The 14,154-nt window shown below is 41.1% G+C and carries 16 protein-coding genes; 1 reads left to right on the forward strand and 15 read right to left on the reverse strand.

What is annotated here, in order from left to right; all coding sequences use genetic code 11:
- Nucleotides 1-120: 120 nt before the first annotated feature.
- On the reverse strand, nt 121-435 hold the full coding sequence (locus tag B2400_RS10705) for a rhodanese-like domain-containing protein (RefSeq protein ID WP_149524223.1): 315 nt from the start codon (nt 433-435) through the stop codon (nt 121-123).
- Nucleotides 436-528: 93 nt separating this feature from the next.
- On the opposite strand from B2400_RS10705, the gene B2400_RS10710 reads away from it, so the two are divergent.
- On the forward strand, nt 529-1,848 hold the full coding sequence (locus tag B2400_RS10710; protein WP_293933251.1) for a M28 family metallopeptidase: 1,320 nt from the start codon (nt 529-531) through the stop codon (nt 1,846-1,848).
- On the opposite strand, the gene B2400_RS10715 is transcribed toward B2400_RS10710, so the two are convergent.
- From B2400_RS10715 to B2400_RS10780, 14 genes are all read right to left on the reverse strand, one after another.
- Nucleotides 1,837-2,325, reverse strand: a complete 489-nt coding sequence (locus B2400_RS10715; protein WP_293933253.1) for a GNAT family N-acetyltransferase — start codon at nt 2,323-2,325, stop codon at nt 1,837-1,839. The genes B2400_RS10710 and B2400_RS10715 overlap by 12 nt on opposite strands.
- Nucleotides 2,322-2,891, reverse strand: coding sequence for a thiamine diphosphokinase (locus B2400_RS10720; protein ID WP_260039975.1), 570 nt, complete (start codon nt 2,889-2,891; stop codon nt 2,322-2,324). The genes B2400_RS10715 and B2400_RS10720 overlap by 4 nt, the downstream gene beginning before the upstream one ends.
- A 1-nt stretch (nt 2,892) precedes the next feature.
- The gene (locus B2400_RS10725) at nt 2,893-4,104 is read right to left on the reverse strand and encodes a M20 metallopeptidase family protein (RefSeq protein WP_293933255.1); all 1,212 of its coding nucleotides are present in this window, start codon (nt 4,102-4,104) and stop codon (nt 2,893-2,895) included.
- Nucleotides 4,095-4,553, reverse strand: a complete 459-nt coding sequence (locus B2400_RS10730) for an SPOR domain-containing protein (RefSeq protein WP_293933257.1) — start codon at nt 4,551-4,553, stop codon at nt 4,095-4,097. The genes B2400_RS10725 and B2400_RS10730 overlap by 10 nt, the downstream gene beginning before the upstream one ends.
- A gap of 8 nt (nt 4,554-4,561) precedes the next feature.
- A complete protein-coding gene (gene secA / locus B2400_RS10735) occupies nt 4,562-7,861 on the reverse strand; it encodes a preprotein translocase subunit SecA (protein WP_293933259.1) in 3,300 nt (1,099 codons plus the stop codon).
- 129 nt (nt 7,862-7,990) lie between these two features.
- Nucleotides 7,991-8,863 carry a 1,4-dihydroxy-6-naphthoate synthase gene (locus B2400_RS10740; protein ID WP_293933260.1) on the reverse strand — a complete coding sequence of 291 codons (873 nt, stop codon included), beginning with the start codon at nt 8,861-8,863 and terminating at the stop codon, nt 7,991-7,993.
- A 22-nt stretch (nt 8,864-8,885) separates the two neighbouring features.
- The gene (locus tag B2400_RS10745; RefSeq protein ID WP_149524215.1) at nt 8,886-9,146 is read right to left on the reverse strand and encodes a hypothetical protein; all 261 of its coding nucleotides are present in this window, start codon (nt 9,144-9,146) and stop codon (nt 8,886-8,888) included.
- A gap of 3 nt (nt 9,147-9,149) precedes the next feature.
- The gene (gene surE / locus B2400_RS10750; protein WP_260039983.1) at nt 9,150-9,929 is read right to left on the reverse strand and encodes a 5'/3'-nucleotidase SurE; all 780 of its coding nucleotides are present in this window, start codon (nt 9,927-9,929) and stop codon (nt 9,150-9,152) included.
- 484 nt (nt 9,930-10,413) lie between these two features.
- Nucleotides 10,414-10,602, reverse strand: coding sequence for a CsbD family protein (locus tag B2400_RS10755; protein ID WP_149524213.1), 189 nt, complete (start codon nt 10,600-10,602; stop codon nt 10,414-10,416).
- Between the two features lie 97 nt (nt 10,603-10,699).
- The gene (gene nadD, locus B2400_RS10760) at nt 10,700-11,281 is read right to left on the reverse strand and encodes a nicotinate (nicotinamide) nucleotide adenylyltransferase (protein WP_260039984.1); all 582 of its coding nucleotides are present in this window, start codon (nt 11,279-11,281) and stop codon (nt 10,700-10,702) included.
- Complete coding sequence (gene gmk / locus B2400_RS10765; RefSeq protein WP_293933263.1) at nt 11,282-11,851, reverse strand: guanylate kinase; 570 nt, start codon at nt 11,849-11,851, stop codon at nt 11,282-11,284. It abuts the gene before it with no gap.
- A 1-nt stretch (nt 11,852) separates the two neighbouring features.
- Nucleotides 11,853-12,725 carry a YicC/YloC family endoribonuclease gene (locus B2400_RS10770; protein WP_260039986.1) on the reverse strand — a complete coding sequence of 291 codons (873 nt, stop codon included), beginning with the start codon at nt 12,723-12,725 and terminating at the stop codon, nt 11,853-11,855.
- A gap of 40 nt (nt 12,726-12,765) precedes the next feature.
- On the reverse strand, nt 12,766-13,338 hold the full coding sequence (locus tag B2400_RS10775) for a CAP domain-containing protein (RefSeq protein WP_260039987.1): 573 nt from the start codon (nt 13,336-13,338) through the stop codon (nt 12,766-12,768).
- Between the two features lie 52 nt (nt 13,339-13,390).
- Entirely contained in the window at nt 13,391-14,041 is a 651-nt protein-coding gene (locus tag B2400_RS10780) for a DedA family protein (RefSeq protein ID WP_293933266.1), read from the reverse strand.
- Nucleotides 14,042-14,154: the final 113 nt, after the last annotated feature.

Genomic DNA, 14,154 nt, shown 5'->3' on the forward strand with positions numbered 1-14,154 from the left:
CCCAAACTTTCGGTATGATCCGATTTTCTTTTTTATCAGAAAATCAAAAAACAAGCACAAAAACAAAAAGTCCAAGCTATGCTCGGACCTTTTATTGATAATGTTATTATCTATTAATTTCTAATATACTTCCATTTCTGGGTCGAAAGCATCTTTCCATGCTAAAATACCACCTTGCAAGTTCGAAAGATTCGTAAATCCCTCTTGCTCTAATAGCATAACCGCTTGAGCACTACGCTTTCCCGAACGGCATTGAAGAATTACCGGAATGTCTTTAGAAATCTTTTCCGATTCAATCACCACACCTGATAATGGAATATTTACCCCATTTAAATTGGATACTTCATATTCAAAAGGCTCACGAACGTCAATTAGTTGAAATTCAACATTATGATCCATCATATCCTTTAATTCCTGAACGCTAATTTCTTTCATAGTATTTATACGCTTTTACCAAAGATAATTAATTAAACCAATCACTCCGTCATTAGTTTATTAAATTTATTAAATTCAAAAAAATTTTGAAACATGAAAAAATCCTTAGCACTTTCCTTGTTATTGGGGCTAACCTTACAGTTCGGTTTTGCACAAAAACAAAAAGAACTACCGATCACTTCAACAGAAAATATCAGTAGAATACTTAATACGCTAGCTTCCGACGAAATGCGCGGAAGGTCCTCCTTATCGATTCCCGACATCTCTAGAGCAGCAGATTTCATCGCTTCCGAGTTTAAGAATATCGGATTAGTGCCTTATGCCGAAGAGAACTACAGACAATCTTTTTTAGTCAATAAATCTAAAGTAGCCAGTCAAAGCGTTCTTTGGGATGGCAAGAAGCTCAACGATGATAAGTTCATGATCGTTGGTGGGGGAGTAGCGGAAAACTTCAACGAAGGATCCGGCTTAAAAACCTTGCATATTACTGCAGAGGATGACTTCTCGCTAAAGTTCCGTGAATATGTACAGAAAGATGCCGATAATGCAATCGTATTGGTAGACCAGAAGCACGATACCTTCCTTGCTCGATTCAAAAAGATTTATTCAGGGCGTGAAAACATCACAACGAAAGATCAAGCCAGTACAAGCGCTGTAAGCAAAGTTTTTGTAATTGCAGACCAACTGGCCGGCAAATACCAAATCTCTCAACAGCGCCAAGAAGAAGAGCTTCCTATGTTTAATGTAGCAGGTATTATCCCAGGCAAATCGAAGGCTGATGAATTTGTTATCTTTTCATCGCATTATGACCATATCGGAATTATCAAGCCGGAGGGGCAGGATTCTATCGCCAATGGTGCTGATGATGATGCCTCAGGTACTACTGCTTTAATTGAACTTGCCCGTTATTACAAGAAATTGAACAACAACGAACGCACTTTGATTTTCGTATCTTTTACCGCAGAAGAGATTGGTATGTTTGGCTCGAAATACTTCTCGAACAAAATCGATCCGGAGAAAGTAACTGCGATGATCAATATCGAGATGATCGGAAAAGACTCGAGATTCGGCCCGAACAGCTTATATGTAACCGGATTTGACGCATCCAATTTAGGTGCATTGATGCAAGAAAATCTGAAAGGCTCTTCATTTACCTTTCATCCCGACCCTTATAAAACACAAAACTTATTCTACCGCAGCGACAATGCCGTATTGGCCGCTTTAGGCGTGCCGGCACATACCTTCTCCACCTCACAGATTGATAAAGATGCTTATTATCATACCGTGAAAGACGAGGTGAGCACTTTAGACCTCAATAATATAAAATCAAGTATAGAAGCAATTGCTGCTGGCGCTATCGGTATCATCAATGGTACACAGACACCAAGCCGCGTAGAAAAACTAAGAGATTAGATTTTTCTGCATGACATAGTCATTCAGAACAAATTGGTAGTAGGGAATATCCACCGTCTCTACTACCTCAAATCCTTGTTTCAGGTAGAAGTGGTAGGCCTTATTGTTTCGGTTTACATTCAATTCTAAAGTCGATAACCCCTGTTTCTGTGCTTCCTTTGCTGCAAAGTCGATCATCAATTTCCCAAAGCCGCGCCCCTGGGTGGCAGGCAACAAATAAAGCTTATCGATTCTGATTTTATCGGCATGGGTAGAAAGACTCATAAAGCCTTGCGCAATACCATCTTCCAAAAAGAGATAAAAAGCGGCACCCTCGCGCATTCCTTCCTGCAGCGCCGCCACAGAATAACTCTGTTCCAACATAAAATCAATCTGTGCTTTCTCTAAAACGGGACTATAAGTAGGATACCAGGTTGCTAATGCTAAATCACGAATAACGCTCGCGTCTGCTTCTGTTGCTCTTTCAATATGGATCATAAGGCTTCACCAATTAATACGTAATCATTTGTCTTCTGCATGGTCACAAAACCATCCTCGCGAACTTCTAATCGATTCGCGTCTAGTAAATTTACATTACTAAACTTGTCCGTCAAATGATATGCATCAGGTAAATGCAAAATTAATCCCGCAGGTAGCCATTTCTCATACTGCTGTAGCAACACGTATTTGAAACCGTTAGAGATAAAATTAATGGTAAAAGTAGGTAGGTATGCTAAGAAATCAGCCTTTTCAAACTGATCTACGATGATATTCAGAGTATAGTTCTTTTTGCTCTCCAGATAGGCAAATAAAGCCGAATAGTAATCTTCCGAGTAACTGATGGCCAACAAATGCTCTTCCATATCGGTCGCAACATGTCCATCCACCAGCAATACATCGACTTTGATGCCCCAAGACGCTAAAACTTCATAATGCTGAGCAAGTGTAATAATCGTAGGGCTCCACTCCAACAGCTGCCCTAAATATTCAGCGTCAATATTATGCGGATCTACAACAAATAAAGCCGGTTCTTGATTCTCACGAACAATGTGATGGGATGACATATTAGGCAGATAAATAACGAAACGCAATATAACTCATCAGTCCGATACTGATTTTCAAAGCCTCTTCGTCAATATCGAATGTCGGTGTATGAACGGCAGATTGAATGCCCTTCGCCTTATTTCCTGTCCCTAAACGGTAGAAACAAGCGGAAATCTCTTGAGAATAATAGGAGAAATCCTCCGCAGCCGGCCATAGATCCAATTCAACGACCTTATCCTTACCTAGATAGTCTTCTGCATAAGCTCTAGACGCCTCGGTAATTCCCGGCTCGTTAATTAAGAATGGATAGCCCTTTCTAACTTCAAATTCGCAGGTGGCACCCATGCTATCGGCAATTCCTTCAGCAAGCTTCACCATCTTCTCATGAGCTTCAGCACGCCAAACCTCGTCGAAGGTGCGGAAGGTACCTTCCATATAAACCTCTTCAGGAATAATATTCGTTGCCCCGTTGCCTATAATCTTTCCCCAGGAAAGGACCGTTGGTATCCGTGGGTCTGCACTACGACTAACAATCTGCTGCAATGCCGTTATTATCTGCGCTGAGATAGCGATAGGATCGATATTCTGATGCGGATGTGCGCCATGTCCTCCCTTTCCACGAATCGTCATAAATAATTCATCGCAGGAAGCCATGTACTTGCCCGAACGAAAGCCGACTGTTCCTGTTTCCAGGAAAGGCATCACATGTTGTCCGACAATACCTATAGGTTCCGGATTCTTCAAAGCGCCTTCTTTAATCATCAGCGAAGCTCCGCCAGGAAGTCTTTCTTCCCCAGGTTGGAAAATCAGACGGATAGTACCCGCTAATTCGCCCTTCAGATCATTTAAGATTTTTGCCACCCCGATTAAAGAGGAGGTATGGACATCATGCCCACAGGCATGCATCACGCCAGGGTTCTGAGAACCATAGGACCTTCCTTCAACCTCTGTAATAGGTAAAGCATCCATATCGGCGCGCAAGGCCAAGACCTTATCCGATGGGATATCGCCCTTGATCTCTGCAACAATGCCCGTATTGGCCATCATGTTGAAGGGGATATTTAAATCTCTTAAAATTTGTTGAATGAAGGCTGAGGTATTGTATTCTTCAAAAGACAGCTCCGGGTGTTGGTGCAAATGTCTTCTGTTGGTTATTGTATCTTGATAATATACTTCAGCGAGGTCTTGAATCTTTTCTTTGATATTAGACATGCTTTCTTCCGCTATTGCCATACCCAAACATCTTCGACAAATACAAAGACATTTCTATATGTCCCGCGAAGATGTCTCATATATTCGGTTGCCGCTGAACGGCTGGTAAAATCACCGACTTTAACACGATAATTAGGCTCCACATAGTCTAGATATGCCCCCATGTCGCTGTTTTGACGTAGGAAGCTATTCTGAACATTGGTAGCCTCGGTTCTGTTGCTGCCGGAATAGATCTGAACGCGGAAACCGCGAACCTTTACCCGCTTAGCATAACGCTTATCGATTTTCTTCTCCTCCAAGGTAATAGGAGTCTTGGTAGATGTAGAAGGATTTATTGCATAGTATGCGCGATATTCCTGTAAAAGCCCAATCAATGAATCCTTAACAACTAATACCTTTCCTTCTTGTGCTTTTGCAAATTGGCACAACACTAAAAAGAAGCAACCTACAATAAATCCTTTTCTAATCATTTTATTTCTTAACCTTGTTTTCCGTGACAGTTCTTGTATTTAAGACCTGATCCACAAGGACACTCATCGTTTCTTCCAACCTCTTGTTCTTTACGAATCGGTTGAGTTACTTGCGGCTCCTGTGTATTCAAATCCTCTTCACTAACGCCTGTTGGTGAACTAAGTTCCTCTTTTGTTTCCGTTGTTTTTACCTTCGGAGCCTCCGAACGAGCAGCTTGAATATTCTCTGCTTCTTGTTGTTGTCCCGGGATCTCTCCTTTAAATAAGAAACTAACGATATCTTTATTCATAGAAGCTAACATGTTTTTAAACAAGTTGTAAGCCTCCATTTTATAGATAATAATAGGATCTTTTTGTTCATAAACAGCATTCTGAACAGATTGTTTCAAATCATCCATCTCACGAAGGTGTTCTTTCCATGCCTCATCGATCAAAGCTAATACAATGCCTTTCTCAAATGATCTGAACACATCCTTACCATTGCTCTCTACTGCTTTCTTCAAATTTGAAGCAACTTGAATGCCACGAATACCATCGCTGAACGGAATTACGATATTTTCTATCATTCCTCCGCGCTCAGCCATTACATTGGTCAATACTGGCAATGTCATTGCTGCGATGTTTTCTGCTTTCTTATGGTAGTAATTGATTACCTGAGTAAACAATTTCTCTACTAAATCATTTCCTGATGTCGAAGCAAATTCCTCTTTAGAAATCTCCGGATTGATAGCAAATACGCGGATTACTTCAATTTGGAACTCGTCGAAGTTATTATCTTCTTTCGCCTCTAATACGATATCTTCTACAACATCATAGATCGTATTGTTCAAATCCACGTCTAAACGCTCTCCGAACAATGCATTCTTACGTTTTGTGTAAATTACATTACGTTGCGAGTTCATCACATCGTCATACTCTAACAAACGCTTACGAATACCAAAGTTGTTCTCCTCTACTTTACGTTGAGCACGCTCGATAGATTTTGTCAACATACTGTGTTGCATCACCTCGCCATCTTCAACACCCATCTTAACCATTAGGTTAGAGATACGCTCTGAAGCAAATAAACGCATCAATGGATCCTCTAGGGATACAAAGAACTGTGACGAACCTGGGTCACCCTGACGTCCCGCACGACCTCTTAACTGACGGTCAACACGACGAGACTCATGGCGCTCCGTACCGATGATCGCTAAACCACCCGCATTGATAACCTCTTCTGTTAATTTAATATCCGTACCACGACCAGCCATGTTCGTCGCAATAGTAACCTGACCCGGACGACCAGCTTCTGCTACGATATCCGCCTCTTTCTGGTGCAATTTCGCGTTCAACACGTTGTGCTTAACACCACGAAGCTTCAACATACGGCTTAATAACTCCGAAATCTCAACCGAAGTCGTACCAACCAATACCGGACGGCCTGCCTCTGTCAATGTCTGGATTTCTTGTGCTACAGCATTATATTTCTCGCGAGCCGTACGATAGATAAAATCTTGACGGTCATCACGTTGAATTCCTTTGTTTGTAGGGATCTCCACAACGTCTAATTTGTAGATTTCCCAAAGCTCTCCTGCTTCTGTAGATGCAGTACCCGTCATCCCTGATAACTTGTGGTACATACGGAAGTAGTTTTGTAAGGTAATCGTCGCGTAAGTTTGTGTCGCGTCCTCTACTTTCACATTTTCTTTCGCCTCGATCGCTTGGTGTAGACCGTCAGAATAACGACGACCATCCATAATACGACCTGTTTGCTCATCTACAATCTTTACTTTACCCTCATCAACGATGTATTGATCATCGATCTCAAATAAAGTATATGCTTTCAGCAATTGGTTGATTGAGTGAATACGCTCTGCTTTTACCGAGTAATCGCGCATCAACTCCTCTTTACGTTGTGCTTTCTCTTCTACAGGGATATCTGTTTTTTCGATTTCCGCAATCTCTGTACCTACGTCTGGTAAGATAAAGAAGCTTGGATCTTCTCCAGTAGCTGTAATTAATTCAATACCTTTTTCTGTAAGCTCTACTTGATTGTTTTTCTCATCGATTACAAAGAACAATTCCGCATCTGCCTTCGGCATATGGCGGTTCTGCTCCTGCATATAGTAGTTTTCAACTTTCTGTAAGATCTGACGGTGATTGCCCTCACTTAAGAACTTGATTAACGCTTTATTCTTCGGCAAACCGCGGTAAGCACGGAATAGTGCTAAACCACCTTTTTCAACGTCTGTATCGCCATCAGCAATTGCTTTCTTTGCTTGATTCAATACGGTATTGATATAAGCTTTTTGCGCATTTACTAAACGTTCGATTCTTGGTTTCAATTGGTAAAACTCATGCTGATCGCCCAATGGGATAGGACCAGAAATAATTAAAGGCGTACGTGCATCGTCAATTAATACCGAGTCAACCTCATCGATCATTGCAAAGTGCAATTTGCGCTGAACCATTGACTCTTTGGTATTCGTCATGTTATCACGCAAATAGTCGAAACCGAACTCATTGTTCGTTCCATAAACGATATCCGCTTGGTATGCCTGACGACGTTGTTGTGAGTTAGGTTGGTGTTTGTCGATACAATCAACGCTCAATCCGTGGAATTCGAAGATAGGACCATTCCACTCCGAGTCACGACGTGCTAAGTAATCATTGACCGTTACGATGTGGATACCTTGGCCAGATAGCGCGTTCAAATAAGTAGGCAATGTACCTACTAACGTTTTACCCTCACCTGTAGACATCTCAGCGATCTTTCCTTGGTGCAATACAATACCACCGATCAACTGCACATCATAGTGAACCATGTTCCATGTTACGTCCGTACCGGCTGCAGTCCAACTATTTTTCCAGATTGCAAACTCGCCGTCGATAGTAACGTTCGGCTTACGAACCGCTAGGTCTCTATCAAATTGACTCGCTGTAACCTTGATTTCTTTATTTTCAGTAAAACGTCTTGCTGTTTCTTTGACAACCGCAAAGGCTTCCGGAAGGATCTCCGCTAATACCTCTTCTAATTTCTTGTCGCGGTCTTTGGTTAATTTATCAACTTTCTCGTATGTTGCCGTCTTGTCTTCCATGTCTTCGGTAGCCTCCGCATGTAGTTTCAATTCGTCAATTTCCTTATCAATGTCTTGCAAATATTCAGCGATTCTGCTCTTAAATGCTAGGGTTTTTCCACGCAGTTCATCATGGCTCAAGCCCGATAGCTTCTCGTACTCATCCTTAATCTTCTGTACAATCGGTTGTACCCCTTTGATATCTCTTTCAGACTTACTGCCGAATAATTTGCTTAAAAATTTTAACATAATTCTCTATTTCTGTATTGGCATGTACAATAATGACTCCAAACCCTAGTAGCAGACATTTTGACATTAATCGGGCAAATTTAGTTAATACAGATGATAACTAACAGTTTCCCAAACCTTTTTTATCAATTATTTTACTAAATATATATTTTTTGATGTTGTCGGAATCAGATTCAATGTGCGGGCCTTATCGAACATACGATTGACGGCACGTCTGCCTTCATCCCCAAGCTCCTCAGAATAGCTATTAACGTACAATTCGATGTGTTTATACATGACTTCTTCTTCCATTTCTTGCGCATGCGAACGGATATAGTCAATGCCCGATTTCGGATTCGCAAAGGCATACTGCACGCTTTCCTTCAGCAACCTATTCACCTTTTCTTTGACTTCCTGCGGTAATGATCGCTTAATGACGATTCCGCCTAATGGAATCGGCGAACCTGTCGTTTTTTCCCAAAAGTCCCCAAGGTCCGCAATTTTATGAAGACCCTTGTCCATATAAGTGAACCTGTTCTCATGGATAATCAATCCTACATCGATACTTCCGTCTAGTAAAGATGCTTCTATATCCGAGAATACCATCTCTTGTTTGTTCTGCAAACCGGGATAGGCCAGACCCAACAGGAAATTAGCGGTGGTATATTTGCCGGGAATACCGACTTTTAGATTAGCAAATTCTTCAGGTAGATCGCCTCCGGCGTAACGTCCCAATTGTGCAGCTAATGCCTCGTCCTTGCAGATCAATAGCGGCCCTACGCCAAAGCCCAGCGCACTTCCCGCGTCCAGCAATTCGTAGTCTTCAACCGCATAGGCAAAAGCATGGTAGCTTAATTTGGTGATATCCAAATCTTTAGCAAACGCCTTCGCATTCAGCGTTTCCACATCATGATATTCCACGTGGAACTGAAGCCCCCCAGTGTCAATCTTTCCATGTATCAACGCATCAAAAATAAATGTATCATTCGGACAGGGCGAGAAGCCCAGTGTCAGTTTTTCCATAACTATAAAGCAGCCTAAAAGCTTAAATTGAAATATTCTTCGTAAAAATTAACCACATCATCCCTAAGAAAGTCGCTAAGATCAATCCTGTTGCTATCTTGTCAAAGCCCTTCTTATGCGAAATCCATGCAGCCACCAGATTAACCGTAGCGGCAAGCACATAGAAGCCCGCTGGCTTCGTAGGAAATAGCTGCAGATGCAGTTCCGTAAATTCAGTTAGATAATAAGCTAATGCCGGACTGATTGCGCCCAAGATTAAACCCAATAAAAAATTATTCTTCATCGCTTACTTATCGTCAAAACTCCAAGAATTCAACTCCGGAATTGCATGATGTGCTGTCATGTCAAATTGTGTAGGAACAATGGAGACAAAGCCATTGGCTAGCGCATAAACATCCGTATCCTCGCCGCGATCCTGTAGCAGGAAGTTACCCGTCATCCAAAAGTATTCTCTATTGTATGGGTCTAAACGTTCATCGAATTCCTCAAACCACTTCGCATTTGCCTGACGACATACTTTAATGCCGTGAATATCCTTAGCTATATTCGGAAAATTGACATTCAACAAAGTGTTCTTTGGAAGACCATTCAACAAAACTTGTTGCGCAATGGTCTTTACATACGATCTGGTATGCGAAAAATCAGCGTTATGCGAGAAGTCATCTAATGAAAATCCAATCGATGGAATATCCTCGATAGCACCCTCTACCGCAGCCGACATCGTTCCTGAATACAACACATTGATCGAATAGTTCAACCCATGATTGATTCCCGAAACACATAAATCAGGTTTCTTGCCTTTAAAGATCTTGTTTACCGCCAATTTAACACAGTCAACAGGCGTACCGGAGCATTTGTACATCTCCACGCCAGGATATAAATCAATCTTGTCTAATCGTAAAGGTCTACCGATTGTAATCGCGTGTCCCATGCCCGATTGTGGACTGTCAGGCGCCACAACAATAACATCTCCGATTTCCTGCATAACTTCCAAAAGCACTTTAATGCCCGGAGCAGTAATTCCATCGTCATTTACGACAAGTATAGTTGGTTTCTTTTTCGACATCTCGCTAAGTTAGAGAAAAGATATGAAAAGTAGGATTTCGCAAAATCAAGGTTATGTTATTTTTGGTGCGTTAGATATTAGATATGAGACATTAGAGTATGGGGGGTTTTTTGAACCTTTGGCTTCGAAACGATCGTTTGTCTGAACCAGAAAAGGAAGGATTTTAGGATGATCAGGATCCGGTGTAGTGACGGATATTGGAAAGTAAGGTTGATTCTGTTAATCCTTACAACCTTCCTTTAAATCCAACCTTCCTCTTGGGTTAAGACTGCTTCTGCTTAATCCCCTTTCAAACCCAATTATAACCCAATACAAACCCCAATCAAAGCTGCTTCAGAAGGGCTATGATTGGGATTATATAAGATAATGAAAAGTGAGTGATATATCGAAGTTGATAACCTGCACCAACTTTTCAGAAACAAAGATTAGTAAATATTTAGTTGGCGACCATAGGTCTTAATACTAACTACTAAATACTAGTCGCCTATCCTAAGCCTTTAAGCCAAGTAATAACGTCTTCTCTTGTTTGTCCGAGTTTTTGTTGAAGTCTTCCTAATAACTCGTCATCTTTTCCTTCTTCATACTTCAAATCATCATCAGTCCAATCAGCATATTCTTGCTTGATTTTACCTTTCATCTCGTTCCATTTTCCTTTTAAATCTAATTTATCCATTTTTTGATCTCCTATTTTGTTGTGTGATTATTTTACTAATTACAACAGGAGATTGCAGGATTTGTTTTGAATTTTTTCGGAAAAAGTGGAGGGTGATTTAAGAATATAAACCCTTTTTATCGATAAACTCGATGACCTTATCTGGCGTATAGAATTTAATAGATTTGCCGTCTTTGACAGCCTGGCGCAAGAATGTGGAAGATAGTTCCATTACTGGGGTTTCTGTCATGGTTATGGAAGGATGGTTCTTCAGCTCTCCGCCATCGTAGCCGGGGCGAGGATAAACCACAATGCGATAATCCCGGAGTAGGATATCCGCATTTTTCCATTTCATTAATCCTTGTAGATTGTCCTCACCCATGATTAAGATAAAATCCTTCGTTGGATATTTTTCCTTCAGATGGGTCAGTGTATCTATGGTATAAGAGGGTTGGGGCAATTTAAACTCGATGTCGGACGCTTTTAATTTGTCGACACCCTCGATTGCCAGATTGACCATCTCCAACCGATCGTACATATTGCCCAAACTCTTCTTCTCTTTGAATGGGTTTTGCGGTGATACCACGAACCAAACCTCATCCAAAGCGGTATAATTTGCCATATAATTCGCAATAATCAGGTGACCGATATGCACCGGATTAAAAGATCCGAAAAACAAACCTACCTGTGTATTGCTCATTTATGAATTGATAAAATTTAAAACTAGCTTTTCTGCTTCCGCACAAGCGGTTTCTAAATCGTTGTTCTGAAGCACCACGTCAAACTTGTTAGCAAAACTTAATTCATGCTCTGCTTTTGCAAAACGCTCTTTCAATTTCTCCTCAGAGTCTGTGCCACGACCTGTTAGGCGTTCTTTCAGCACTTCTAAGGATGGTGGATTTACGAATATCGCTAAAGCTTCCTCTGGAAATTTAGACTTTAAGCGCAAGCCTCCCACGACATCAATATCAAAGATTACATGCTTGCCCTCGTTCCAAATGCGTTCAACCTCTGCGCGCAGTGTTCCGTAAAAAGTACCGCTATACACCTCTTCAAACTCAATAAACTCTTGTTTGGCTACTTTATGAAGGAAATCTTCTTTAGAAATAAAATAATAGTCTACACCATCTTGCTCGGTTCCGCGAGCTTCACGTGTACTTGCAGAGATAGAAAAAGCAATCTTATCCCCGTGTTGTTCCAATAGTCGTTTAACTATGGTTGTTTTTCCCGCTCCGGAAGGAGCAGAAAAGATTAATAATTTACCGTTCATGCTATAGTACGTTTAGCAATTGCTCTTTTACTTTTTCTAATTCATCCTTCATCTTCACGACGATCTGTTGGATCTGCGCATTATTGGCCTTAGAACCAAGGGTATTGATCTCACGACCCATCTCTTGCGAGATGAAACCTAATTTCTTTCCATTAGAATCAGCACCGTTCAATGCATCGATGAAGTAGTTACAGTGGCTACGAAGGCGAACTTTCTCTTCGGTAATATCTAATTTCTCGATATAGAACACCAACTCCTGCTCGAAGCGGTTCATATCGACATTTTCCTTACCGACCGCCTCTTCCATATATTGGTTGATGCGTTCGCGAATCAATGGGATACGGCTACCCTCTACTGATTCAACCTCTGTAAGATGTGATAAAATCAATTCTACACGATGTTGCAAGTCTTGTTTAAGCACATTGCCCTCGTCCTTACGAAAGGTGTTGAATTTTTCTACAGCAGCATAAAAAGCAGATGTCAGGACATTTCCTTCTTCTTCATCTACTTCATCATCATGACTGATTACCTCGGGCATATTCAATGCTTGCTCGAATAGGTTGGCTTTGGAATCGCCCAACTCCGTTGCTATTTCCTGAAGCTGCACGTAGTATGCTTTCAGCAGCTCAGCATTGATAGAGGCACCTTTTGCTGTCTGGTCGACATATTCGGTAGAAATGTTGATATTGACTTTTCCGCGCTCGATCAGCTTACTGCATTCCCCGCGGAGGAATAGTTCCTTGTCAGAAACTGCTTTTGGTAGGCGTAAGTTGAGTTCTAAAAACTTAGAATTTAAAGACTTGATTTCTACGGTATATTTAACGGTTCCATTATCGGCAGAACCAATACCATAACCTGTCATTGATTTTATCATATGCAAAGGTATAAAACTTCAAGAAAAGAAATAAGCCTATTTACCAATCATGTTTAGCGATAATGACACAGATATAGGTTTTGTAGGTTGAGCCACGTGGAACGCGCGCAAAGCCTATCCCCACATCCTTGAGTGAGCCATTCCATTGGTCCATACCTAAAAGATGTTTGCGATGCATCTTTCCCGGCGATCCATGACCAATAATAAACGCCTCGATAGCATCCACGCCACTAGCGTGATTTGCTGCAATAGACTCAAAATTATTATTAGAACGGCGCTTCAGCCAATCTTTATTCAGGTCGTATCCTGCCTTTTGGATATAATAATTTGGTCCTATGCCTTCAGGGTTGGTATGATCGAAATAGTTTCTATTAGCCATATCATAGGCTCTATACTCTGCTACCTTCGCTAAATCCTTATTCCAAACCAACTTGGTGCGGGTCACCTGTTTGATATTCGAGATCTGTAATGCTCTGCGATATTTTTCAGGATTGCTACGAATTTTATTGAGATACTCATAGGCTTCCTTCGCTTCTGAACGGTCAAGTTTAATGTTTTTCTGTGCAAAAATTGGGTTCACCCATAGGGCAATAGCAAGTAATAGATAGCGCATAGTTTTTCTTTTTACAGACTAGTAACAACAAAAAGCGTTTAAACAGCCTTCGTTATTTTTTACTGTTAGAAAAACGTGCTTTTATGACTTCTATTATAGCCGGTAGGAGTGAGATACCGATAATCGCCAGTACCACAAGGGAAAAATTATTTTTCACGAATGGAATCTGTCCGAAGAAATAACCAACAATCAGGAACAAGGATACCCATAAGATACCACCGACGATATTATAGAGCCCAAACTTGCTGTAGGGCATCTTCACAATACCGGCAACGAATGGAGCAAAGGTGCGGACAATAGGCACAAAGCGGGCGTAGATAATAGTTTTTAACCCGTATTTACTGTAGAAGTTTTGAGTCTTTTCGAGATAGGCGGGTTTAAAGATTTTAGACCCCGGTTTGAATAATCGGGCGCCGAAATGTTTCCCTATTTCATAATTCACGAAATCGCCTATAATAGCGGCGGCAATCAGTAAACCCATCATCACAAATAAATTGAGATCGGTCTCCGGCTTGGCAATCAATGCGCCTGCAGCGAATAAAACAGAATCTCCGGGCAAGAAGGGCGTAACGACAAGACCTGTTTCAGCAAAGATGATCAGAAAGAGGATGAGGTAGGTCCAAGCTTGATATTCTTGGGTGATATTGACCAGATGCACATCAATGTGCAGGATAAAGTCGATGAGGGTACTGATAAGTTCCATTGTTCATTTAAAACTTTGTAAAAGTCTTAAAGTTTGAGCGAAATAACAAAATACATAAAAGACATTTTGAAATTTCTATAACAATCGAATAGATACAATCGAGTAGGAAGATA

Origin of the sequence: Sphingobacterium sp. UBA6645 (genome assembly GCF_002455685.1) — a bacterium.
Lineage (GTDB): Bacteria > Bacteroidota > Bacteroidia > Sphingobacteriales > Sphingobacteriaceae > Sphingobacterium > Sphingobacterium hotanense.